Genomic DNA, 23,873 nt, shown 5'->3' on the forward strand with positions numbered 1-23,873 from the left:
ATTATACTTTGTATTTCTTATCCAAAATCACCTTTTTTCGAAATTCAATAGGAGAAATCCCAACATGTTGTTTGAACATTTTGCTAAAAGATACAGGATTTTGTAATCCTAGTTCAAATGTTATATCAGTCATATTGAAATCTAGTTGTGTTAAAAGCTTTTTCGCTTTCTGAATTCTAAACTCTGATATATGTCGATGAGGTGTTTTATCATATATTTGTGAGTATATTCTTAACAAATGGTTTGGCGATAAACAAGCAACTTGGGCAATTTCATTTAATTTAATCGGTTTGTCATAATAGGCCCTTATATATTCATGTGCAATACTAATCCTTCTATACAATTCTTCTTTTGTCGAATTACGTATTGCACTTAATGATTCAACTTCTTTCCATGCGTCAAAATGTTCAAAGAGAATGATTTGCATTAACTTGTGAAATTGTTTTTCATATCCAACTGGGTCATTCTCAAGAATAGATAATCTCTCTTTAAATTTTATTATTTGAGACCGTAAAGTTTTACTTGTATCATAAGTTTTTTCAAAGAATCCGATATCGCTCATATCCCTAAAAGGATCGCTAAGAAGTCTATTATTTGATTCACTTAGTGAGTTTAAAATCCCCTCTGCAAATCCCTCTCTAAAAAAGATACAGAAAGATTCTACTTCCTTATTCTCATCAATTGAAATTGTATAATCCCCTTCATTAAGAAGTAAATATCTGCTTTCCTCGACAGCAAAAAAACCTTTAGTAGTCTTGTAATGTGCTTTTCCGTTAGAAAATGTTTTAATAGATAATTGGCCATTCCCTTCCCAATAGAACTGCTTACTTTTTTCATGTAAAGCAAAATTAGTAGAATCCATACCATTCATAATACCGTCTCCATTAGCATGTAATTATAACTTTCAGATAATTCAATTATACATAATAATGAAAGTTGAGTATAAATTTTTTTACTTTCCTAATGAATTTTATTAAAACCTATCATAAATAATTACAAAATAAAGTGGAGAGGAGTGATCAAAATGACCACTCCTTTCCACTTTATTTTTTTCAAACTATGATTTTACTTATTTCCAAATTGCATTTACCCATTCCGGATGATCAATAAATGGATTCCGGTTATGCTGATACTTTGTATAAATGATTTCATTACGCTTTCTCTCAATATCATCAACAGGATCTTGTTCATTCCATTTTAATAATACAGATAGTTTTCCCATATACGGAGCTTTGTTATTATTTACTTTATCATTTAGTTCCAAATCTACTTCACCGTTATCCCCTTCATAACGAGTAGCCATGTAAAATAACATTCTAGCAATATCACCTTTTACACTATCACGAGGCTCCCAGGAATCACTATCATATTTACATCCTGTTGCTTCTGAATGATTCACACCACCGTTATCAAAATCCAAATTTCCGCGTGAGCTATTTACAGATACATCTGTGGCTCTTAAATGATGAAGATCTGTTCCAGGTCCTGCAGCCGTCCCAAATTCTCCATGAGATTTTGCCCAAACGTGCTCTCGGTTCCAATTATCGACCCCTGAACCATTTGTAAATTTCCCTTGCGAACGCCCAGTATATAAGAGAAGTACATTATTTTTATTATTTGGATCTTCATCAGTATCTCTTAGCGCTTCCCAAACTGCACTGTATGATATCTTTGTATGATTATCAATAATATTATGAAGTTCCTTTTTTAGCTCTAGGCCTGTTTTCCCCTTCACACTATTATAATATGTATCATCATAATTAGTTGAAGTTATCCCTTGAGTTACTTTTGAAGATGTAGAAGCTCCTTCACCATACACGGTATCTGTAAATGATAAGGATGCAGAACCTAAAATAAAAAATGAAGAAATGGTAAAAATAGCAAGTTTTGTATTTCGGAACATCATATACACCAATCCCCTTTAAAATTTAATTTTCTCTATATATAATAGAAAATCCTATTCCGCCTGTTGAAATTTCCACGCTTTTGGTTTATCCGTTTTCTTTCCTAACACAATCCAGCTCTTTCCATTACCATTTTCTTGATAATTTACCGGGTATCCATCAGTATATAGGAAATATTCAGATGAGTTATCCGGATTTGGATACACTTTAAACTGTGAAGTATTTGTTTTTCGTTTCGCAAGATGTAACCAATTTGTCATATTAGAGTAATTAAGAAATACATAATCATCATAGTTAGATTGCGTCATTTTCAGCAGTACACTCTCTCCCCGATGAACAATTCCGTTATTCTCTTTATCAAAAACAAACTGAACAGGTGTACCATGAACTTTATTATCATCTACGTGATTAGATAATAGTGCGTAGTCATTCGAAGCATATACCTCAAAGGTCAAACCTCTATTTAAAAACTCACTAGGCACAACGTAGTATTTTTTTTGTTCTTGTATTGCTTCTCCATTAGAATCTTTTACCTGTGTAGTTTCAATATCTTCAGCTGCAGTTTTGCCAACATATGTTTTAAACCATAAATGAATAAATCCCGCCGTGTTTCTTTGCGCTTTCTCTAAACTCCTCTGGACAGCTGGCATAACTTCTTGTTGCCAAAGATCTTTGTTTCCTTTATTATATTGAGATTTAATATTATCACTAGTAATATTCATAATTTCTGCTTTTGCGAGTTTCGCTGTTTCATGTATCCACTGCTTCGGATCATCAGAATTGACCAAATTATATGTTCCCTTATCATCCTTCACTTCAAACGGTGTCTGAACTGTCGTTACATAATTTTCAAAAGCGCTATGAAACTTTATTGCACTCATGTCGACAGCTGTAAAATTAGCAGCATGCATTGGCTGAGTAGCATCTGTGAAGTAATGCGTCGCAACACCTAAATAATAGAAAGCTTGTTTCCAATCTTCTTTCTTAAAATAATCTCCTGCTAATTTAAAATATTTATCTCCTTGCGAAAGGGCTGTTGGTTCTTCTTCTCCTTTATAGTTCTTTTTCGTATCAGGATCATAGAAATGAGATTTCCAGCCTCCTTTAATTAGCCCATCAATACCGATTGTACCTGTACCTCCATCGTTAAACTCATCAAGATAATCGGCATCATAAAGCCCTCTTTCAAATAACTCCTTATATTCAGGTATTTTTAAGAATTGTAATTCATTTTCTTGAACCGTCTTATCTTGATTACGGCTCATAATTTGAATCGCATTTCGAGCAATCCATAAGTGCGTGCTTTCATTAGAATGGTGCGGATGCTCCGCAGACCATCTCTTCACACGTTTGTGCTCTTGATCCTCCTGTTTCATTACTTCACCCATTCCGCAAGCAGATGCTACGGTTGGAATCGCAACAACTCCAGAAGATATCGCTGTTACGAGAGCCCATGTACATAATTTCTTTTTCATATTTATTCTCCTATACAAAAGTTTCATCAAAAATGCAAACGACTTCACATTTAAGTGAGAATACTCATCTACATTAAAAATGTAGTTTAATAATAACCTATATTTCTCAATTTATTTATGCAATTATACATATTTAGTTGTTAGTTAAAAACCTTCAGAGAAAACCACACAACAAAACGTATATCATTTAGAACCGAAATAATAAAAACGAGAGTAACTCTCGTTTTTCATGTTATGAGGTGAATTGATGATTAAAGTTTCACTATTATTAACTTTTGTTGGTGAGTCTCTTTTATACGCTAGTTATTCAACAATCGTAGAAAACAAAAAATTACTTAACCTTGAGAACACTTGAAATACAAGAAAAAGACGCTTTCTCTATAAAAGAATAGCGCCCGTTTGTTGAATAAAGAATCTAATCGTACAGTGGATATCTGTATATTTTTTACTCCGATTATTAAAAAGAATTGATAATGTAAGCTGTTATTACAACATATTGCCACTTTCAACTTAGTTGTCATTAGAATGTTGTTCTACAAAATCAAGGATTTTAGCATTAACTTCGTTAGAGAACTCACCATTGATTGCGTGAGATGCATTTTTCCAGTTAACGATATCGATATTTTTAACATGTTTTTTCCCAGTTTCAACTGCTTTTGCTGAATCGTGCATTGTACTTTTTTCAGCCATTAATGCAAGAACTGGAACATTGATATTCTTTAAATCCTCGTTAGTAAATAGATCAGGCGCTGGGGTTTTAAGTTTATAATTACGCATACCCGACTCGATTAATTTAGCAATAGGCTCATCGTCATTTGCTTTTGCTCCTCCAGAAACATAGCTTAACATCTTTTCTCTTATAAACTTAGGTACAACAGGTACAGAAGCTGGAATAGATGCAAGAATCATCTTTATGGACATTTGTGCAAATACAAAGACTGGGTCCAACAAACTAGCCGAAGCAATATGCTCTGGATTATACCTGGCCAAATTCATTGTTGTCCAACCACCAACTGAGACACCCACGATATGCACTTTTTCTAAACCTAATCCTTCAATCGCTTCATTTAACCATTTTGCTTGTTGCTTTTGGTTTTCAATCACCTTCATTTGCACACTCATACCAGGTTCACCAAGTAAATCTATCGTGTAAACTGGTCTTTCCTCCCTTAGTCCTTCTAAATTCGGTCCCCACATTGGAGTAGATGCACCACGGCCAGGGAGTAAGAGTATTGGGTCTTTATGTTTGTTTTCCTCTTTAGTAAAGTAATAAGCACGAACTGTGCCATATTTCGTTTTTATATCTTTCGTTTCGTTAGGCTTTGGAAGAAGTGCCATTGATTCATCGTAAGCAATTTGAAAGTCTTCCTTCCCTTCTTTAGATGTAAAGTGACCAATCTTGTTATCATCTCTCTTCATTTTAACTCCTCCTCTTTTGACAAAAATATTGATAAGCTCTATCAATTAGTTTTAATAATCACCTAAAAGTACAAATTTTTAAAACATTCAAATAAGTTATACCCTTTATATTCTTATTCAATATTAGAGCCTTTTTATTCTTTATATCCTTTAAGTGAATTACATAATAGGCACGTACTGGTTGGGCTATATATTTGTACCTTATTCAACAACGTATTTAACAACGATGACTTTTTCTGGAACAAATTACAATTTAAAGATTGTTCATATAAATTCTTTCCTTATTCAAGAATATGGCACGATTGCTGAATAAGGAAAAATCCTGCACATCAACATAGGATTTTGATCAAACTTTTTTACATATTATCAATCTTTGTTTTAAAACCACACTGAGCATAATAAAAAGCATGACAATTATATATCATGCTTTTTTTACTTTTATGTATTATTTTCTCTTAGCTTCACAATAAGTTTATAGTTATAAATTCTACAATCTTCATTTAATTACACAACGAATGTATTCTTCAATGTACCACTTTGTTTTGAATTGTACTACTTTCTTTTGAATTCACACCTTTATTACACAATAATCAAACCATTCGGACGAAAACGACTCATCATAATTTCATCAACAAATTTACCGTTCGCCTTCAAACTTCCCTTCTTTATACCTTCTTCTCGAAATCCAAATTTTTCGTATAATATTTTCGCACCAGGATTTGTTTCAAGAACACCGAGTTCTACCCTTTCAAGCATGAGCCAATTGTCTGTAAGATCAAGAATTTTTGTGAGTAATACTTTCCCAATTCCTTTTTTATGATATGCACTATCTACACCAATGAATAGATCTCCGGAATGTGATCTTCGGCCTTGCCCTTGTGTTAAACCTACAAATCCAACAACATTCCCATCAAGCTCTGCGACAAATTCAAATTGATTGGGTCCTAAATTGCGAATCCTATTTTCCATAGCATCTACCCGCATACTCGGCAGAAAAACCATATATGGCAAAACAGCACCTTGTATACAAATTCGATGAATTGCACTAGCGTCTTGTATTTGAACGGGACGAATAGTTATTTCCATGACAACATCTCCTTCAATAAAAAATAAAAGTATGTTGGAATATTCTACAAAACGTCCAAAGATTCCTATTTAGTCCTAACGCATTCTTTTTATTTCTTATCAAATTCGACAGATTTTTTCTTTTGAGATGAAGGAACATTATTCATACTGTCGAATATCCAAACGGTTTAAATTGTTTATTAAAACTCAAAAAATCTTGAGAAAAAAACTATTTGAATTTTCAGTATTTTAATATTGAAAACTTAATGTTACTATAAATCTACTCTTTTAAAAATTTTTGTTAGGGGGAAAAGAATGATGAAAAAAAAGAATCTAGCGTTTGTGTTCGCATTGGGAATGGCAGTGACAACACTTGGGGGGACAAGCTCCGCCTTTGCAGATTCAAAAAACGTCCTTTCCACAAAGAAATACAATGAGACTATTCAGTCTCCAGAGTTTGTATCAGGAAACCTAACAAGCGAATCAGGAAAGAAAGCAGAATCTGTTGTATTTGATTATTTAAACGCTGCAAAAAATGATTATAAACTAAGCGAAAAAAATGCAGAAGAATCTTTTAAAGTACAAAAGGTTGTAAAAGATCCTATCGGAGACGCAACAGTTGTCCGCCTACAACAAATGTACGAAGGTGTGCCAGTATGGGGATCTACTCAAGTTGCTCATGTCGGGAAAGATGGTGTATTAAAGGTTGTATCTGGAACAGTTGCAGCTGATTTAGATAAGAAAGCGAAATTAAAAAATAAAAATAAAATTGACGGAAAAGAAGCAATTGCAGCTGCACAAAAAGATTTAGGACTAAATCCAAAATATGAAGTAGAGCCATCGGCGGACTTATTTGTATATCAAAATGGTGCAGACACAACGTACGCATATGTTGTAAAGTTGAACTTTTTAGATCCAGAGCCAGGAAACTATTATTATTTCATTGAAGCTGATAACGGTAAAATACTGAATAAATACAATACAATTCATAATGCTAATACTGAAAATAATGCGCAGGCGAAACCGGTAACTGGAACAAATAAAGTTGGGACAGGTAAAGGGGTATTAGGCGATACAAAATCTATTAATACAACATTATCTAAATCTAGTTATTATTTACAAGATAATACACGCGGTGCAACCATTTACACATATGATGCAAAAAATCGTACGACCCTTCCTGGAACTTTATGGACAGATGCGGATAATATCTTTAATGCTACTCGTGATGGAGCAGCAGTGGATGCACATTACTATGCAGGTGCAACATATGATTACTATAAGAAAACATTTAACCGCAATTCTTATAACGATGCTGGTGCGCCGTTAAAATCCACTGTTCATTATGGGAAAAATTACAACAATGCCTTCTGGAATGGATCACAAATGGTATATGGTGATGGTGATGGATATACATTCATTCCATTTTCTGGAGGGATTGATGTTATCGGACATGAGTTAACGCATGCCGTTACAGAATATAGTTCAAATCTTATTTATCAAAATGAGTCTGGTGCATTAAACGAAGCATTTTCAGATATCTTTGGAACATTAATAGAATACTATGATAACCGTAACCCAGATTGGGAAGTTGGAGAAGATATTTATACACCTGGTACAGCTGGAGATGCACTTCGTTCGATGAGTGATCCAACAAAATATGGTGATCCAGATCATTATTCTAAACGTTATACAGGAACGAGCGACAACGGCGGCGTTCATACAAATAGCGGTATTATCAATAAAGCTGCGTACTTATTGGCAAATGGCGGTACACATTACGGCGTAACCGTAAATGGTATTGGTAAAGATAAAGTAGGCGCAATTTACTATCGTGCTAATTCAGTATACTTAACTGAATCTACAACTTTTAGTCAAGCGCGCGCTGCCTTAGTACAAGCAGCAGCCGATTTATACGGCGCAAATTCAGCTGAAGTAACAGCGGTAAAACAGTCATATGATGCAGTTGGTGTGAAATAGGCTCCTCTCCCCTTTATATAGCGAAAGAGGCTGATCCAAAAGTTTCACTTTTGGATCAGCCTCTTTCATCTCTAGGTACAAATTTAATGATACCAGGATTCTCACTTAATCGAAAATCCACAAGATAAACCTCTTTGCTTGTGTCAGTAATTTAATTTATTCTAATAAAATACAGTTTACTACTCCTTAATATAAAAATACTTTGTTTTTACAAATAATACTCAAACATTTTTGCAACCTTTTCTTTCATTTTTTCTTTTATAGATAATTTATTGACGTCAGAGGATGTTACTCGCTTTGAATTTTGTAAGTCTGTATTAATGACTGGCTTTATTTTCGAAATATAGACAGGGTCATGGATATAACAGTTCATTTCTTCATTTAAATGAAACGAGCGCGAATCAAAATTCACGGTTCCAACCATCAATACTTTTTCATCAATCAAAAATACTTTACCGTGTAACACTCCCTTTTTATAACCATATACTTCTATTCCCTGTTTTAATGCTTTTCGGATATATGGATACGCTGCTTCTTTAACTAACAGTGCATCCGAATGAGGTGAGAACAAAATTTTGACACGGACTCCCCTCTTTCTTGCATCTACTAATGCGTTCCAAATCGTTCTGTCATTTGGTATAAAATAAGGTGTTAATATAATGATGGACTCTTTTGCTTGTTGAAACAGCATTGCATAATCTTGCCCAAGTTTTTCTCCGCTATAATATGCAGTAAATCGATGCGAGGTTGCTCCCTTTTCCTTTATCGCACTGTGTATCGGAATCGGTTTCTCTGAGTTTTTCTTCCAATCTAACACAAATTGGTGTTCTAGATCTTGGACTCCTTCTCCTCGTATTTGAAGGTGATAATCTCTCCAGTAGCCAAGTTTTTCTTTTTCTCCTAAATACTTCTTGCCAATGTTAAATCCGCCAATGTACCCAATCTTTCCATCAATAACTGAAATACGACGATGATTCCGATGATCCAAAGAAGCAGAAAGATAAGGGAAAGCAGGCTTATTGTAATACGTAAAATGTACTCCTTTTTTAACTAATAATTCTCTTTCCTTTTTCTTTAGTAAAATTCCACCTAGCCTGTCCACTGCATAGTATACTTCTACACCTTCCTGACTTTTTTGCCTCAATAACTCTAGAAACTGATGACTTACTTTATCATCAGCAATAGAAAAAAAGTTAATATGCACGTAATGTTTTGCTTTCTTTATATCTGAGAATAATTGATTGTTTAACTGTTTCCCGTCTGTATACATAGTAATATCACTTTGACGAATAGGGTATTGGCTAGGCTGCCGGCCAAATCTCCCAATTTTTTCAGCTGCTGTTCTGTCAATTTCATCCCAAACAAACAAAACAAAACATACGCCGATAAATACAAAGAGGAGTACCCGGAAAGTTTTCCCTATCTTTTTCAACATATTTAATCTCCTTTATATATTATCGTGTTCTTTCTGTTAGTTTTTGTTATCGGGACAAAACTATTCCATATCCATCCATGAAGCTAATCTTTACCATAGAATACATAAATAAATTACGTTCTTACATGGTAGATTTTTCTTATGAATATTCTATTCACGTTAGGTTAACATAACACCACTTAACGGTATTCCATGTAGCTATTAGCTAAAAAAATCCTCCTTCGAATAATTAAATGTAAAATTTCTCATTCACATAACCCTAAAATTGGAAATCGTACTATGATAACAAAATAGACATTCTATATTTTGAAGTACATTTACAAGGAGGAAATACTACATGACAGTAAGCACTAAACTTAAACAAACTATCGCTGGATTAAAGAGTGCTCAAGCATGCCTAGAAGGATTTGTTCTTGATACTGATAACCAGCAAGCAAAACAATTATATAAAGGTGCAGCACAACAAACTCAAGAAATTATTGAATCTTTAAATCCTCGTCTTAAGCAAATTGAACAAGAAGAGCCTCAGTACAAGTAATAACATAATACCTTTCACATAGAATATCGTCCACATAGAAGAGTGCTCAGCTTAGATAACGATTATCAAAATGATGATTACAATTAAAGGGTCTCACCACATCACTATCAAGATAAGAAAAGCAAGTATCCCAAAACAAAAAAACGTACATTTTCATCTGGAGATGTACATTTTTTCGTTTTGGGTGCGTTATAAAATTCTTAAGTTGATTTTGGAGTTATTTTTGTTTACTTCACTTTTTTTCCCCTTCTGTGATTCGGATAAAGCTTTTAAGGCTTCATCAAGCTTCCGTCTGGCATGCGCCCAACATCCCACAAGGGTGACATCCAGTACTTGATGATAACCACTATATCCATCTACCTGTAAATACCCTTGAAAACCAGTTAAAAAATGTTTCGGATGTTCCCCTGCTCTTGTAGGTTGATAGTCATAGAGAACGATAGGGATATCTCCTGTACGGTATAACCACAGTTTGCTGTGATAAGAAGATCCCCATTCGTTCAAAATGCTTTTCCTGACGATAAAGAGGCAATCCTTCTACATATTTTTGTGTCATAATATATGCCATAATCGACGGAGAAGCGATACTTTTAGGAAAGATAGGAGCTGGCATATTGGCTGTTACAATCGGCGTGGATATCTCATTCACACTTACGACAAGCGTATACATAAATGCTAATTTTCACTATGTATTCTACTCTGTTATCAATAATAAAACCTTTTCTTGATTTTATCGGATACCTTCAAATGCATAAAAAGCCTGTATGTTATCCTTATCACAATTCATTTTTAACATCTCAAATAAAGACGGCATCAATTCCTTTACGGTTTCACCATTTGCCCATCTAACTTCAACAATATCATGATCTGGATCATTAATGTTTATTTCACCATCAATAATCTTTGCATAAAAAGTAATGATTAAAGCATGATGGCCTCTCTCTTCAAAGAGCATTTCCCTAACAGAATGTAATCTATCCACAGCAATATTATATCCTGTTTCCTCTTTTACTTCGCGAATTACAGCCTGTTCTAAAGTCTCTTCTCCTTCAACCGCTCCGCCTGGAAGACCCCAATAAAAAGAATCCCCCTTTATGTTTTTAACGATTAATATATTTTCATTATTATCATAAATGAAAGCTGAAACTACATTCACTCTTTTCAAAAACAACCCCTCCTCTGAATTTTATTTCATAATAACAACTAAATCGATTATACTAGAAGCAAAATTAAGAATAAATAAATTATTTATTCAGAGGAGGCTCAAATGATAGTTAGACAAGTTATTTCAAGTGATATACCTAAATTAGCAAACTTAATGAAGTAACTCGGTTATCTAACTTCTATCGAACAAATGCAAGTTAGATTGAACAGTATTCAAGCTATTCCTAGTCTCTATACTCCTAGTTATACCAAAAAGATTATCGGAATGATTGGATTTCATACTGATTTTCTTTATACACAAAACGAAATTTATGCTGCTGGAATTGCCTTTATAGTTGACGCCAACTATCGCAATAAAGGAATGGGAAGGCTTTTGCTAACTGATTATCGGGTATATATCACAACGGTGTAGGAGTATTAATTTGTTCATCAAAATTTAATTCTAAAAGTTGTCCAGCATGAACTAAACCGGATCCAAAACCGTACATAAGAACTCGATCTCCATTTTTGACTTTTCCCTCACGGATTCCAAGATCAAGAGCTAAAGGAATTGTTGCAGCAGAGGTATTTCCAAAGTTAACTAAGCTATAAAGGGTTTTTTCCAATGGATATTCTAATTTTTCGCAAATCGGTTCTATTATCCGTAAGTTAGCACTATGAGGTATAAACCAATCAACCTGATCTAAACTCGTTTGCGTTTTTTCTAAAATTTGTATTATACTATCTGGAACATTCCTTACAACCCATCGAAAAACTTCTCTACCATTTTGTACAAGATATTGAGTATCGATTAATTCAATTCCATTGACCTTTTTTGATAGTCCAGGACGATATACATGTTGTGCTCCTCTCCCATCACTTCCTAGGTGGAATCCAATAAAGCTTTTTGATTGTTCATCCCTTTCAACTAATACCGCGCCAGCACCATCACCAAATAAAACACATGTACTTCTATCTGTATAATCCGTAATTTTTGAGATTGTGTCTGCTCCAATAACTAGCACCTTTTTGTGGAGCCCAGAAGAAATTAAACTGTTTGCTGTATGCAATGCATAAACAAACCCTGCACACGCTGCACTTAAATCTATGGCACCAGTTTGGGATATATTTAATTGGTCCTGTATTATACTGGAGACAGATGGGAACGGAAAATCTGGTGTGCTAGTAGCCACAATAATCATATCTACATCTTCGACTTTTTTATTATATCTGTACATTAAATCTTTTACGGCAGATACACATAAATCACTAGTAAATTCATCAGGACGAGTTATTCTGCGTTCATGAATTCCTGTTCTTTGAATAATCCACTCATTATTTGTTTCAACCATTTGCTCAAGTTCAAAATTTGTTAATTTCTTTTCAGGTACATAGGTACCAATAGCTGTAATTCTTGCTTTTGACCTCATTTGTTTGTCCTCCTTTACTATTTTCACACTTGATATTATAATCTAATATTAGTACCACATACCAATTTATGTCAATCATTTAAAATGAAAATAATGGTTATTAAATAATTAATTGTGAAAGTATAAGGGAGAGGGATTCATGTTCAATACTCAACAAATTAAAGAAATTATTCCACATCGTTACCCTTTTTCTATTAAACAAAAAATCACCTCTTAAGATAGTAATATCTCACGAGGTGATTTTTATCAAACTTTTTTATAAACCTACATTACAACTTAGCAGAATTCTTGGTTATTACCATCATTACTAATGTATAAAAGTTAAAGATTCTTTCATCCACACTATTCTTCCGGCGTGATCCAAACAATTTGCTGCATCCGAATAAAGAACGGTGTATCTTCCTCTTCAATTACAATATGGTCTGGTTTAACAGCCCTTAACATCCCCTGCAAGCTGCCACGCATTGTGTCGACAACAACATTTTTCCCAACAATCATTTGTAACGTTTGCACAACATATGGATCAACACTAGAAACCATTTCTCCGCTCAACTTATAGCCATTTCGAAAATCTCCGTACACATCTTCGTTTGAATAATCCATTATGATCCCCCTCTTTCTACAATTCGTTTGTATTGTATGAAAGGAATTAGCTAGATGTGCCTATCTAAAAAAGAAACGAGATGCCATCATTTTCAGCATCTCGTTATGTTTCATAAGCTAGAAGGTTTGTCTCTTCTAGTTTATAATTTCCATTTATACGTCCAAAATTGCTCAATTTGCAACCGTTTTGTCGTCGCTGGGTCCTGCTTTTTCAGATTTGCTTCCATTTCTTCTAACATCGCTTCTGTTTGCGAACGATGCGCACGAAGCGCCGCGAATTTTTGCGGTAATACATCGCTTATATCGTTGACTACATCTGGCTTTCCTAATACTTCCTCACGATTTTTCGTGATAGCCACCGCATGAATAACTGGACGCTCTTCTTTTTGCATACGTTCTACTGCGCGAACAGCTGCGCGTCCAAATGCATTGTGATCGGGATGTACACCGTGCTCAGGATAAAATGTGATAATTAAAGACGGATTTACATCACGAATTACTTCTTCAATTTTATCTGCTACATAATCAACGTCTTCAAATTCCAACGTTTTATCATGAAAGCCAAGTAAACGTAAATCTTCAATTCCTATTGCTTCGCATGCTTCTTCTAATTCACGCTTACGAATGCACGGAATCGTTTCGCGATTGGCAAATACATTTTTCCCCATGTTCCGTCCCATTTGACCAAGTGTTCCACAAGCATACGTAACAGGGACTCCATTATTTCGATATTGACGAATTGTTCCTCCCGCCGCAAATGATTCATCATCTGGATGCGGAAATACTACAAGTACGTGTCTTTCCATAATCTCCACTCCTTATGCAAATGGCGTTAAACTTAATTGCAGTGCAACTGCAAGACGCCCTTTTTCATCATGGCCTGCTAATAAAAGACGATTTTTCTCATCTTTTTCCCAATGTGTCACACCTTCTGCATACACCCAGCCATGCTCCATTTTTAAACCTATACGATATGGATTCGTTCCTGTAATTTTACCGCGTTCAAAACGAATCACTGCATTACGGATGAACGCCCCAACTGTCATCGTTTTTTCATTTACATGCGAAGCATATGCACCATTTGTCGTTTCTAAATGAAGGTATACCTCTTGATTTAGAAAACGTTCAATTTCACTTTGTACGACAGAAGTATCTGTAATTATTTCCATCGAATTTCACCTCTTTTAACCAGTTTACGAAAAAATAATATGAATTGCTATCTCTTATAATAGTGGACAATGTTTACTTTGCATAATTTTTTGCTTTTTTATTTTATTTTTAATACAGTATGTGAAATTATCCACCTTTTTTTTATGTGTTTAGCATTTTCATTTCTTTCTGTATGCGAATTTGCTACAATAAAATTTATGCAGAGGGATACATTTCGACATTTTTATACACAACTATGTATAGGATACTTAAAAAGAAGGTGAACACATTGGATCATTCAGCACATGAATTAGCAAACTGGCAATACTATTTTGCCATTGCTGTATTTTTAATTACATACGGTTTTATTATCTCTGAAAAAATCAATCGTGCTGTCATTGCTTTACTTGGCGCTGCCATTATGGTAATTATGGGAATTGTAGACTTACATACTGCCTTTACTACACATATTCAATGGGAAACGATCACACTGTTAATTGGAATGATGATTCTCGTACATATTACAAGTCAATCTGGTGTTTTTGAATATGTAGCAATTAAAGCTGCTAAAGCTGCGGGCGGAAAGCCAATTCGAATTTTACTACTTCTATCCCTCTTAACCGCAGTTGGGTCTGCATTTTTAGACAATGTAACGACGGTTTTATTAGTTGTGCCTGTTACATTATCAATTACACGTATGTTAAAGGTACCTCCTGTTCCGTTTTTAATTTCAGAAATAATATTTTCTAATCTCGGTGGAACAGCAACGCTTATTGGGGATCCTCCAAACATTATGATTGGATCTGCAAATAAGCATCTTGATTTTAATGCATTTTTACTGAATTTAGCACCGATTGTTGCTATTATTTCTGCCGTTACGTTACTTATTTTATATTTCATGTATCGTAACAAATTAAAAACAACAGACGAACAAATTCAGAAACTGATGTCTTTAAACGAAACTGAATATATTCGCGATCGCACTTTACTCGTTAAGTCTTTATCCATTTTAGGACTCACAATACTTGGATTTATTTTCCATTCTATTATTCATGTTGATGCTGCCGTTATCGCTCTACTTGGCGCTGTCCTTTTAATGCTAATCGGTGTAAAAGAGCACGAAATAGAAAATGTATTTGCGCATATTGAATGGGTAACGATTTTCTTCTTTGCAGGTTTATTCGTTCTTGTCGGTGCACTTGTTGATATCGGGCTTATTTCCTCACTTGCCAAAAAAGTATTGGACGTAACAAATGGAGATATCGGCTACGCATCTATCTTAATTTTATGGGTATCCGGCGGCGCTTCTGCCACAATTGATAACATTCCATTTGTCGCAACAATGATTCCGCTTATTCAAAACTTAGCAAGCGGGCTTGGACTCGGGGCAGATTCTCCGCAAGTCGAAGTATTATGGTGGGCGTTATCACTTGGAGCTTGCTTAGGAGGAAACGGTACGCTAATTGGTGCTTCTGCCAACGTCGTTGTAGCAGGAATTGCCAAACGTGAAGGATGCGGTTTCTCTTACATGGATTTCTTAAAAATTGGGTTACCACTAACAATTGTTGCACTACTTTTATCACATGCATATATTTATTTACGTTATTTAATGTAAAAAGGTTTGCGGCATAAGCTGCAAACCTTTCTTTTTCACCAAAAGATACCGATAATTGCAAGAGCACCTAAAATTAAGCCTCCAACTTCTCCAACCATTTTTGGTGTCCATTCGATTCCTTTTTTCATTTGCACAACTGGCCTTTCATGCCGCAGTTGCTGCACCTCTGCTTGGAGTTGATGAATAGAACCATGCAACTCTTTCACAAGCTCCTTTAGTTCTACAATTTCTTCTTCAGCTGACTTCCTTTTTTCTAAATTCATTTTCAAGACTCCTTTTAAATTAATAGATTAAATAATGTCGGATTGTGATTGATTTCCATATAATGTATTCCCTTTTCTTCCATCCTTCTAATAAGAGGCTCATAATCTTCTTTCTGCTGTAACTCAATTCCAACTAGTGCCGGACCATTATCTTTATTATTCTTCTTCGTATATTCAAAACGAGTAATATCATCATGTGGTCCGAGTACGTTATCTAGAAACTCACGTAACGCCCGGGGCCGCTGCGGGAAATTAATAATAAAATAATGCTTTAATCCCTCATAAATTAAAGATCTTTCCTTTGTTTCTTGCATCCGATCAATATCATTATTGCCGCCACTTACGATACAAACAACTGTCTTTCCGCGAATTTCATCTCTGTATAAATCAAGCGCCGCAATTGGCAATGCACCAGATGGTTCTGCTACAATCGCATTTTTATTATAAAGTTCAAGTAATGTTGTACATACTTTCCCTTCCGGTACAGCAACAATATCATCCAATATGCGTTTACAAATTTCATATGTAAGATGACCAACTTGTTTAACCGCTGTTCCGTCCACAAATGAATCAATGTGTGGAAGCGTAACAACCTCTCCTTGTGCAAATGCCTCTGTCATCGAAGCCGCTCCTTCTGGTTCCACTCCAACAATTTTCGTTAAAGGACTAATCCCTTTTATGTATGTTCCAACTCCCGCTGCTAAGCCTCCTCCGCCAATTCCCATAAACATATAATCAATCGTACAATCCGTATCATGTAAAATTTCTACACCAATCGTTCCTTGTCCTGCAATAACCCTTGGATCATCAAACGGATGAATAAATGTTAATCCAAACTCTTCACAATATTTGACAGCTTGCCTATATGAGCTGTCAAATGTATCTCCTTGCAATATTACTTCTACGTAATCTCCACCGAAAAAGCGTACTTGTGATACCTTTTGACTTGGTGTTGTATTTGGCATAAAAATCTTTGCTGGAATTTGTAATTTATGACATGTATAAGCTACGCCTTGTGCATGATTACCAGCGCTAGCGCAGACAATCCCTTTTTTTAAATCTTCTATCGGTAAACTACTAATACAGTTATAGGCACCTCGTATTTTAAAAGAACGAACAACCTGTAAGTCCTCTCGTTTTAAATAGACGTTACATTGATATTTCTCAGATAAAATGGGATCACGTTCTAAAGACGTATTTCGAATCACATCTTTTAGCGTATTATAAGCTACGAGAATATCTTCAATTTTGATCATTTCTTTCACATTTTTCATATCTTTGACCGCCTCACTGTATAATTTAAAAAAGTTTTGCTTTACATTATACAGAATAATCTAAATTTTTAAAACGTTGTTCAAATAAAAATAAATCAACATACTCACTATGTTGATTCATCCTCACATGATGGCGTTTCCACTTTTATTATATTACTCTTTGAAATGTAAAAAATTATTTCCCTTATCTATTTAGTCCAGCTTAAGTAAAGTCTTAATCCGACAGTACCTATTCTACCCATTGGCGTCTTTCGTCATTTCCGGGCAGTTGCCCCCACCTATCTTCTTCGTTTCTCTCTCAATCCTAAGGTAGGGGTCTTACTGCCCACGAATAGCTGGGTAAGGGTGGACCTACACCTTGTTACCTTTCTTTGTTTTAAAACTGTGCGCGTGGCAGGAAAAAACTCTGACCGCTCCTATCCATAGCCAGTCCCTCCCAGGCCATTAAAAAAATGCTATTCTGTCGTTTTTTTCATAGAGTGACTGAGTAGTTACTAAGTTTTTTAATTTTTTGTTCGTTTCGTTAAAATGATAAAGCTAAGCATCGCACCAATATGACAACAAACAATTGTTACTCCCATTGGTACAGCTGTCTGCTCTCCTTGAATGCCAACTAAAGGTGCTACTACAGCGCCAGAGATAAAAGGTAACAGTCCTAATAGTGCTGCAGCGCTTCCCGCCGCTTTTTGCTGATTTTGCATCGCTAACGTAAATCCAGTTGTCCCAACAATCCCTACGCTAGAAACAATCATAAAGAAGCAGATTAATACTCCTATTAAAGAAGGGACCAGCAAAATAACCAGAAGTAGCATTGTACCCCCGAATAAAGCCAAAAGAAGTCCTGTTACTAATAAGGTACGTTCTTTCATTTTTCCTGCTAAACGCCCTGTGACTTGCGATGCCATGATTATCCCAAAACCGTTAATTGCAAAAAATAAACTATATAATTGCGGCGAAGCACCAAAAATATTTTGAATGACAAACGGTGAACCTGAAATATAAGCAAACATCGCTGCTGTAATAAATCCTTGCGAAAGTGCATAGCCCATAAATATACGATCTTGTAGTAAGCGTTTATAATGTGATAAACTCTCTCCCCATCCACCTGCGGTTCTTTTTTCTTCATGCAACGTTTCTGGCAATATAAAAATAACACTTAACAACATAAGCCCACTTACTATACTTAATACAATGAATACCCAGTGCCAAGAAGCAAAGCTTAAAATTTGTCCCCCAATAATAGGTGCGAAGATTGGAGCAGCTCCGTTCACTAACATTAAAGCAGCAAAGAATTTCGTAAGCTCTGAACCCGTGTATAAATCTCTCACAATCGCACGTGAAAGTACAATCCCCGCTGAACCAGCTGCCCCTTGAATAAAGCGTAATACAATAAGTATCCAGACAGACGGTGTTAGTGCACAAAAGAATGAAGTAACTGCATAAATAACAAGACCAATTATAAGCGGTTTTTTCCTTCCTTGACGATCACTCCAAGCGCCGACCCACAATTGTCCTAACGCAATCCCTAACAAACATGCAGTTAAACTTAACTGTGTAAGTGCACTTGTCGCATGCAAATCGTCTGTTAAAGCCGGAAAAGCAGGAAGGTACATATCAATAGAAAGCGGTCCAATCGCAGATAAACTTCCGAGAATAATTGCTAAAATGATTCGTTTATCTTTTGCGACTTGTATTTTCATTTGTAATTCTGTTTGCAATTATATAACCCCCTTTTTCTCCCTTATTAGCGTGCAGAATGAAGCGAACTCCCTTTTCTAGAAGCTTCGTTTTATACTTCAAATTACATATATCCCTTTCACCTGCATCACTTGACAAGAATTTAGAATAAAGTGAAACTTTAATCAGTAGGGGTTTTCTTCATCCCCCACTGATTATCAGCCCTCACCAATCGGGCTTTTACGGGCAGTTTATCTCCCACCTAACTTCTTAAGAAAAGCGGAAGCGGCTCGTTCAGAATCGTAGGACGTTGGAGCCCCCGACAAAGAGGCGCTTTTGGCCTCGTCCGAGGGGGCGAAACGACCGGAGATTCTAGCCGCTAGAGCTGGACTATGCTTTCGCCGAATTTTGAGGTGGGAGTATTACTGCCCACGAATAGCGGCATAAAAACAAGATGTAATCATTCTAGTTACAATAATATTTATTGTCAATAAAATTACCCGATATTTTTCCAATCCAAACATATATAAGAGGATATCAACAAATGTCAATATCCTCTTACCTTCTATATTTCTAAATCTATTCCCTTTAAATTCACTATTTTACAACGATTTATTTTCTAATTTGTACTGATCCCCCGTGCTGTCCAAATACGATCAATTTCTGCACCGTGCTGTCCTCCATAAAGAAGGGCATCTGCTTGCTTAATCGCTCTAGCTCCGTCACGGAATGTAGCGTTAGGAGTAAGCGACCAATGCGATTGTAAAATAATTTTTGTCGCAATATCTCGGCCAAAAGTTTGCGCCATGTCGTACTCACCTTGCGACCAAATTTCACCATCGTCATGAACTTCATTTACTATATCTTTTGGGTACACTTTATTATTATCTAATCTACGAAGACAAGTTGGATTCGTACTGGAATAAGAAGTCGAATCCCATTCTCCAATACATGCTTTTCCATAACCTGTATCTGATACAGCATCTTCATAAGTAGCTCCTAAGAAATCTCCAAACCCTTCTCCCATAGCTCCGCCTTCTTGTGAGTTCCCAAATCCAGAAACTTGATTATCTTGAATAGAATGACCATATTCATGAGCGATCACCCCTGCATCTTCCGCATCATCAACTCCGCCGGAACCAAATGTCAGCGCCTTAGTTGAAGGAGAATAAAAAGAATTATCAGCTGTAGATGTATTTACATTCGCTTTAATAGAGCGATTATTAATATTTTTGAAGCCGAGCTGTTGTATATATCGTTGCAAAGTATCAATGTGATAATACACCATAACATCTTCAAACCTATCATTTGAACGTGTGTAATTATATTGAAAAGAGGCAGAATACGTTTTTACTTTCGACGCAATCGTCACATAATCACCAGCCAAATACCCTGACCCATTGAGACCTTTTAAAGTGACCGTTTTCAATTGGTTATTCAATGCAGTAGAATCTGCGTCATTTTTGTCAACCAATCCAGCCAAGCTTCCACTCGTTACTACAGGATTTGGCAGGAACACTTTCCCTTGCCCTTCTACTTTTCGGTTTAAGTCTTTTTTCTTAAGCAATTTCCCGTTTTCCGCATCAATAAATGTTTCCCAAGCACCAAACGGCTTTTGAGAATGAATAACAACTCGATACACAGGAGTTGCCACACCTTCTTCGATTATATATCCAAACTCACGCGTAGTCGGAGCCCATAAAGTCTTATCATCAGCTTCAAGATTTTGGATAGACTTATCTTCCGCTTCCTTTTCACTTAGCTTTTGCTTCATTTCCTTGACGCTCTGCACGGGAAGGTAATCTGATACTGCTAGTACACCTTGCCCTCCTTTATTGAGCGTTACGGTTAATTGCCTGGAGAATACAGGAAATCCATTCACTGTTTGTTGAAACCTAACATAAGATGCCACCTCTGTATCTGTCGTAGAAATATATTGTAAATTTGATATATCCGATTTCAAAGAGTACTGCGCCGCATTCGCTTTTAAATATTCGGTTGCCTTGTCTTGTAGTGAAACATTTTGGACCATTCTTTGTGTCTCTTCTACTGCTGAAACAGTATGCATCATACCAAAAATTAATGGAATTACGGTAGCAACTGTGACAACTTTTTTCAACAAAACTATCACTCTCCTATTTTAGAATTATTTCGAATGTACAAGTAATTCTAGAGGAGGGAATATTTTACCTTTCTATTTTATATAAACCTAACAAAGGAAAGATTTTCTCAATAATTTCTTAGAAAAAGAGAATATTTTTAAATTTATTATTCACATAACTATACACTTTCGCTTCAAAAAAGGATAATATCATTTAAAATTCACACTATATAACAGTTGAATTGTATTATTATTATAAATATTCAAATTAAAAGGAGCATGAACATGAATGTTTCATTAGTAAAACCTACACTTGAACTACAAAACGAATACATAAGCTTCTATCAAGAATGGAAAGATAGCTGTGAAAATATGGTACCATGGGTCATTAGTAAAGATCCTTCAGATTTTCATAAAATGGTGCAGTTTCTAATAGACTCAGAGAAAGGTGTAAATCTCCCTAAAGGTTGGGTACCTGATTCTACTTATTGGTTAATTACCGAACAGAAAATAGTGGTTGGTGCTGTAAATATACGCCATCAATTAACAGAAAAATTATTACATTGCGGCGGGCATATCGGTTATGGCATTCGCCCTTCTGAAAGACAGAAAGGATATGCTACTATTCTTTTAAAATTAGCATTAGAAAAAGCGAAAGAACTAGGCATTCAAAAAGCACTTGTGGTCTGTGACGAGAGTAATATCGGTTCTGAAAAAACGATTATTAAAAATGGCGGTATACATGATTCAAATTACATTGAAGAAGATGGAAATGTCGTAAAAAGATATTTGATTGAACTATAACGCATGATGTAACGATACATCTATACAAAATTCTTTAATTAAGGAGGAATTCATTTGTCTACATTAGTATCTCAACTAGAAAATATAATTTCTAATATCCCAAAACAATTTAGCGCTCTTTCAGATATAGAGCATAAATCTCATCCATCTAAATGGTCAAAAAAAGAAATATTGGGTCATCTATGTGATTCTGGAAGTGTAAATCATAAGCGTTTTGTTGATATTCTCATTTCAAATCAACCCATAACAATACATAGCTATAACCAAGATTTATGGGTAGAAGTCCATAATTATCAACATACATTTTCAACTGAAGAAATACTACATTTATGGATTTCACTAAACAAACGAATCGTAAACCTTTTATCTAATGTTACAGAAAAACAGTGGCTGCTCCCATGTAAAACGGAGGATCAAGACATTGTAACATTGGAGTGGCTATTTACTGATTATATTGACCATATGAACCATCATTTCAAACAAATATTCGGCGAATAAACGGTGTAAAATAATATGTATGAACAGGAAAAAGATTGCCTCGGCGTCATTTTGGATTTGAACTACACAAAACTTAAATAAAGTAGACTGTTAATACAAAAAGGTGCTTTCATAAGAAGCACCTTTTTACATTTATCATTATTTATCTATTTAGAAGTTCCCTAAAAAAATGCAATGCCTACGCCTATACACCACGTACCTCTGCCACTAATTTCTGACCATCTAAGTACATGACAAGCTTTACTGGGTTCTCACTTGCATTCTCAAATACTAAATCTAAATATGGATATGCAATCGTCGCATCTCTGCCTTTAGGTACATAACCTACTTCTTTAGAATGTGTTGATCTCTCTACCATTTTTAATCCAGCTTGATCTGCAGCATTAAACAATGTGGAAGAAGTTTGACATACTCCTCCGCCATATCCATCTACTAATTTACCATCTACAATCTCTTTCCCTAATTGATAGCCCTTGTCAGGAGTTGTATCTCCTATTAAAGCGTTAAAGGAAAATCGATCTCCTTTACCTAATACAACTCCATTGACAGTGCTTGCAGACAAACGAATATTTTCTATTCTACCACCAGTAGAACCACCTAGATTCGTTTCATATCTCCCTATTACTGGTCCATTACCATTTCCAGCTTCTGCTGTAGCAACAGGCTTTTTCTCTACAATTGGCAACTGATAAGTAGAATCCCACATCCCAACATTCGTCAACTTATCTACTAACTCTTTTTCCATTAATTCGTAAGCAGGTTTGCCTTCTACCCATGTACCATCCTTCATACGAGAAGGAACCATCTTTGTATCTACACTCTTTGCAATCTCGCTAACTACCTTAGAGACTTCCTTTTTAAATGTTTTTTCATCTTCAAAATAACCTAAACTCGCTAAATCGATCTTTTTTACTTCTTTTCCATTTCTACCATCTACTAAACTAATACTTTTATTTACCTCAGCTTTTGCTTCTACAGCTTTTTCACCCACACCACTCACTAATGCAACTTCACTAGCTTTCGTACCGCAACCACTGACTACACCTAAGCAGAGTGCTCCTACGACTAAAATTCGAACCTTACGCAACAAATTACTCTCTCCTTTATTCTCAATCTTTTTCCATTTCAAACAATTCTATGTATGTATAATAACATTACCTTTCAACATAACTTTTATGTATTACTAGCATATTTACACCATATCCTAAGTTACTCTTTTCTTCCCTAAAAGTCTACATATATTTCCTTAAACATTCTTAATCGCTTTAAAAATCCAATCCCCTTCATCACCCAGTATATACCAAAAAATACATAGTGACAATTTTTATACATTCGATATTTTATTATACCAATATTGCTTAAAAATGTAATAAAAATTGACTCTAAAAAAAAAATAAAATGTATTATCCAAAAATGCCCATCACCCACACGAATGAAAACACCACTGTTAGTAAATTGACGAATGTTTTCTCCATCTCTATACTGAAAAGAGTTAACGAA

The 23,873-nt window shown here is 35.2% G+C and carries 22 protein-coding genes, 1 pseudogene and 1 riboswitch; of the genes and pseudogenes, 6 read left to right on the top strand and 17 right to left on the bottom strand.

Features of this window, described 5'->3' with window-relative positions; genetic code table 11:
- Position 1: 1 nt before the first annotated feature.
- The 5 genes from BR72_RS05565 to BR72_RS05585 form a co-directional block, all read right to left on the bottom strand.
- Positions 2–871 carry a helix-turn-helix domain-containing protein gene (locus tag BR72_RS05565; protein ID WP_035430764.1) on the bottom strand — a complete coding sequence of 290 codons (870 nt, stop codon included), beginning with the start codon at positions 869–871 and terminating at the stop codon, positions 2–4.
- A 198-nt stretch (positions 872–1,069) separates the two neighbouring features.
- Complete coding sequence (locus BR72_RS05570) at positions 1,070–1,906, bottom strand: endonuclease I family protein (protein ID WP_035430765.1); 837 nt, start codon at positions 1,904–1,906, stop codon at positions 1,070–1,072.
- 51 nt (positions 1,907–1,957) lie between these two features.
- On the bottom strand, positions 1,958–3,379 hold the full coding sequence (locus tag BR72_RS05575) for a zinc dependent phospholipase C family protein (RefSeq protein ID WP_035430766.1): 1,422 nt from the start codon (positions 3,377–3,379) through the stop codon (positions 1,958–1,960).
- A gap of 510 nt (positions 3,380–3,889) precedes the next feature.
- Positions 3,890–4,798, bottom strand: a complete 909-nt coding sequence (locus BR72_RS05580; RefSeq protein ID WP_035430767.1) for an alpha/beta fold hydrolase — start codon at positions 4,796–4,798, stop codon at positions 3,890–3,892.
- A gap of 579 nt (positions 4,799–5,377) precedes the next feature.
- Positions 5,378–5,884, bottom strand: coding sequence for a GNAT family N-acetyltransferase (locus tag BR72_RS05585; protein ID WP_035430768.1), 507 nt, complete (start codon positions 5,882–5,884; stop codon positions 5,378–5,380).
- Between the two features lie 297 nt (positions 5,885–6,181).
- Between BR72_RS05585 and BR72_RS05590 the strand changes: the two genes are divergently transcribed.
- Complete coding sequence (locus BR72_RS05590; RefSeq protein ID WP_035431028.1) at positions 6,182–7,843, top strand: M4 family metallopeptidase; 1,662 nt, start codon at positions 6,182–6,184, stop codon at positions 7,841–7,843.
- 208 nt (positions 7,844–8,051) lie between these two features.
- Here the strand turns inward: BR72_RS05590 and BR72_RS05595 are convergent, their stop codons facing one another.
- A complete protein-coding gene (locus BR72_RS05595; protein WP_035430770.1) occupies positions 8,052–9,278 on the bottom strand; it encodes a phospholipase D-like domain-containing protein in 1,227 nt (408 codons plus the stop codon).
- Positions 9,279–9,615: 337 nt separating this feature from the next.
- Between BR72_RS05595 and BR72_RS05600 the strand changes: the two genes are divergently transcribed.
- Positions 9,616–9,816 (top strand): DUF1657 domain-containing protein, encoded by a 201-nt coding sequence (locus BR72_RS05600; RefSeq protein WP_035430772.1) that lies wholly within the window; start codon positions 9,616–9,618, stop codon positions 9,814–9,816.
- A gap of 243 nt (positions 9,817–10,059) precedes the next feature.
- On the opposite strand, the pseudogene BR72_RS25325 reads toward BR72_RS05600, so the two are convergent.
- Positions 10,060–10,505 (bottom strand): annotated as a pseudogene (locus BR72_RS25325) (IS66 family transposase); the annotation flags it as partial.
- 41 nt (positions 10,506–10,546) lie between these two features.
- Positions 10,547–10,972 (bottom strand): NUDIX hydrolase, encoded by a 426-nt coding sequence (locus BR72_RS05610; RefSeq protein WP_331280386.1) that lies wholly within the window; start codon positions 10,970–10,972, stop codon positions 10,547–10,549.
- 198 nt (positions 10,973–11,170) lie between these two features.
- On the opposite strand from BR72_RS05610, the gene BR72_RS27580 reads away from it, so the two are divergent.
- Positions 11,171–11,392: a GNAT family N-acetyltransferase gene (locus BR72_RS27580; protein WP_081904791.1), complete on the top strand. Its 222-nt coding sequence runs from the start codon at positions 11,171–11,173 to the stop codon at positions 11,390–11,392.
- Here the strand turns inward: BR72_RS27580 and BR72_RS05615 are convergent.
- The 4 genes from BR72_RS05615 to BR72_RS05630 all read right to left on the bottom strand — a co-directional run bounded on the left by BR72_RS05615 (position 11,379) and on the right by BR72_RS05630 (position 14,161).
- Positions 11,379–12,389, bottom strand: coding sequence for a ketoacyl-ACP synthase III (locus tag BR72_RS05615; protein ID WP_035430776.1), 1,011 nt, complete (start codon positions 12,387–12,389; stop codon positions 11,379–11,381). The two genes, BR72_RS27580 and BR72_RS05615, sit on opposite strands and share 14 nt — an antisense overlap.
- Positions 12,390–12,731: 342 nt before the next feature.
- Positions 12,732–12,992 (bottom strand): YuzF family protein, encoded by a 261-nt coding sequence (locus BR72_RS05620; protein ID WP_051957226.1) that lies wholly within the window; start codon positions 12,990–12,992, stop codon positions 12,732–12,734.
- A gap of 140 nt (positions 12,993–13,132) precedes the next feature.
- A complete protein-coding gene (bshB2, locus tag BR72_RS05625; protein ID WP_035430778.1) occupies positions 13,133–13,798 on the bottom strand; it encodes a bacillithiol biosynthesis deacetylase BshB2 in 666 nt (221 codons plus the stop codon).
- A 12-nt stretch (positions 13,799–13,810) separates the two neighbouring features.
- Positions 13,811–14,161, bottom strand: a complete 351-nt coding sequence (locus BR72_RS05630) for a YojF family protein (RefSeq protein WP_035430780.1) — start codon at positions 14,159–14,161, stop codon at positions 13,811–13,813.
- A gap of 269 nt (positions 14,162–14,430) precedes the next feature.
- Between BR72_RS05630 and BR72_RS05635 the strand changes: the two genes are divergently transcribed.
- Positions 14,431–15,756, top strand: coding sequence for an ArsB/NhaD family transporter (locus BR72_RS05635; RefSeq protein ID WP_035430782.1), 1,326 nt, complete (start codon positions 14,431–14,433; stop codon positions 15,754–15,756).
- Positions 15,757–15,791: 35 nt separating this feature from the next.
- On the opposite strand, the gene BR72_RS05640 is transcribed toward BR72_RS05635, so the two are convergent.
- The 4 genes from BR72_RS05640 to BR72_RS05655 all read right to left on the bottom strand — a co-directional run bounded on the left by BR72_RS05640 (position 15,792) and on the right by BR72_RS05655 (position 21,041).
- Complete coding sequence (locus tag BR72_RS05640; RefSeq protein WP_035430783.1) at positions 15,792–16,019, bottom strand: hypothetical protein; 228 nt, start codon at positions 16,017–16,019, stop codon at positions 15,792–15,794.
- A 14-nt stretch (positions 16,020–16,033) separates the two neighbouring features.
- Positions 16,034–17,293 (bottom strand): threonine ammonia-lyase IlvA, encoded by a 1,260-nt coding sequence (gene ilvA / locus BR72_RS05645; protein WP_035430784.1) that lies wholly within the window; start codon positions 17,291–17,293, stop codon positions 16,034–16,036.
- A gap of 201 nt (positions 17,294–17,494) precedes the next feature.
- A riboswitch (M-box (ykoK) riboswitch) is annotated at positions 17,495–17,560 on the bottom strand.
- Between the two features lie 236 nt (positions 17,561–17,796).
- Positions 17,797–18,993, bottom strand: coding sequence for a multidrug effflux MFS transporter (locus BR72_RS05650; protein ID WP_051957236.1), 1,197 nt, complete (start codon positions 18,991–18,993; stop codon positions 17,797–17,799).
- Between the two features lie 596 nt (positions 18,994–19,589).
- Positions 19,590–21,041 carry a M36 family metallopeptidase gene (locus tag BR72_RS05655; protein WP_051957237.1) on the bottom strand — a complete coding sequence of 484 codons (1,452 nt, stop codon included), beginning with the start codon at positions 21,039–21,041 and terminating at the stop codon, positions 19,590–19,592.
- 315 nt (positions 21,042–21,356) lie between these two features.
- Here BR72_RS05655 and BR72_RS05660 point away from each other — a divergent pair, with 315 nt between their 5' ends.
- Positions 21,357–21,875, top strand: coding sequence for a GNAT family N-acetyltransferase (locus BR72_RS05660; protein WP_035430786.1), 519 nt, complete (start codon positions 21,357–21,359; stop codon positions 21,873–21,875).
- 54 nt (positions 21,876–21,929) lie between these two features.
- Positions 21,930–22,373 carry a DinB family protein gene (locus BR72_RS05665; protein WP_035430787.1) on the top strand — a complete coding sequence of 148 codons (444 nt, stop codon included), beginning with the start codon at positions 21,930–21,932 and terminating at the stop codon, positions 22,371–22,373.
- A 184-nt stretch (positions 22,374–22,557) separates the two neighbouring features.
- On the opposite strand, the gene BR72_RS05670 is transcribed toward BR72_RS05665, so the two are convergent.
- Entirely contained in the window at positions 22,558–23,463 is a 906-nt protein-coding gene (locus BR72_RS05670) for a VanW family protein (protein WP_035430789.1), read from the bottom strand.
- Between the last annotated feature and the right edge of the window lie 410 nt (positions 23,464–23,873).

It is taken from the genome of Bacillus sp. UNC322MFChir4.1, assembly GCF_000746135.1.
Lineage (GTDB): Bacteria > Bacillota > Bacilli > Bacillales > Bacillaceae_G > Bacillus_A.

Coding starts and splice junctions, on each gene's coding strand:
- BR72_RS05565 (WP_035430764.1), bottom strand. CDS start 871: ATGAATGGTATGGATTCTACTAATTTTGCTTTACATGAAAAAAGTAAG.
- BR72_RS05570 (WP_035430765.1), bottom strand. CDS start 1,906: ATGATGTTCCGAAATACAAAACTTGCTATTTTTACCATTTCTTCATTT.
- BR72_RS05575 (WP_035430766.1), bottom strand. CDS start 3,379: ATGAAAAAGAAATTATGTACATGGGCTCTCGTAACAGCGATATCTTCT.
- BR72_RS05580 (WP_035430767.1), bottom strand. CDS start 4,798: ATGAAGAGAGATGATAACAAGATTGGTCACTTTACATCTAAAGAAGGG.
- BR72_RS05585 (WP_035430768.1), bottom strand. CDS start 5,884: ATGGAAATAACTATTCGTCCCGTTCAAATACAAGACGCTAGTGCAATT.
- BR72_RS05590 (WP_035431028.1), top strand. CDS start 6,182: ATGAAAAAAAAGAATCTAGCGTTTGTGTTCGCATTGGGAATGGCAGTG.
- BR72_RS05595 (WP_035430770.1), bottom strand. CDS start 9,278: ATGTTGAAAAAGATAGGGAAAACTTTCCGGGTACTCCTCTTTGTATTT.
- BR72_RS05600 (WP_035430772.1), top strand. CDS start 9,616: ATGACAGTAAGCACTAAACTTAAACAAACTATCGCTGGATTAAAGAGT.
- BR72_RS27580 (WP_081904791.1), top strand. CDS start 11,171: ATGCAAGTTAGATTGAACAGTATTCAAGCTATTCCTAGTCTCTATACT.
- BR72_RS05615 (WP_035430776.1), bottom strand. CDS start 12,389: ATGAGGTCAAAAGCAAGAATTACAGCTATTGGTACCTATGTACCTGAA.
- BR72_RS05620 (WP_051957226.1), bottom strand. CDS start 12,992: ATGGATTATTCAAACGAAGATGTGTACGGAGATTTTCGAAATGGCTAT.
- bshB2 (WP_035430778.1), bottom strand. CDS start 13,798: ATGGAAAGACACGTACTTGTAGTATTTCCGCATCCAGATGATGAATCA.
- BR72_RS05630 (WP_035430780.1), bottom strand. CDS start 14,161: ATGGAAATAATTACAGATACTTCTGTCGTACAAAGTGAAATTGAACGT.
- BR72_RS05640 (WP_035430783.1), bottom strand. CDS start 16,019: ATGAATTTAGAAAAAAGGAAGTCAGCTGAAGAAGAAATTGTAGAACTA.
- ilvA (WP_035430784.1), bottom strand. CDS start 17,293: ATGAAAAATGTGAAAGAAATGATCAAAATTGAAGATATTCTCGTAGCT.
- BR72_RS05650 (WP_051957236.1), bottom strand. CDS start 18,993: ATGAAAATACAAGTCGCAAAAGATAAACGAATCATTTTAGCAATTATT.
- BR72_RS05655 (WP_051957237.1), bottom strand. CDS start 21,041: ATGATGCATACTGTTTCAGCAGTAGAAGAGACACAAAGAATGGTCCAA.
- BR72_RS05660 (WP_035430786.1), top strand. CDS start 21,357: ATGAATGTTTCATTAGTAAAACCTACACTTGAACTACAAAACGAATAC.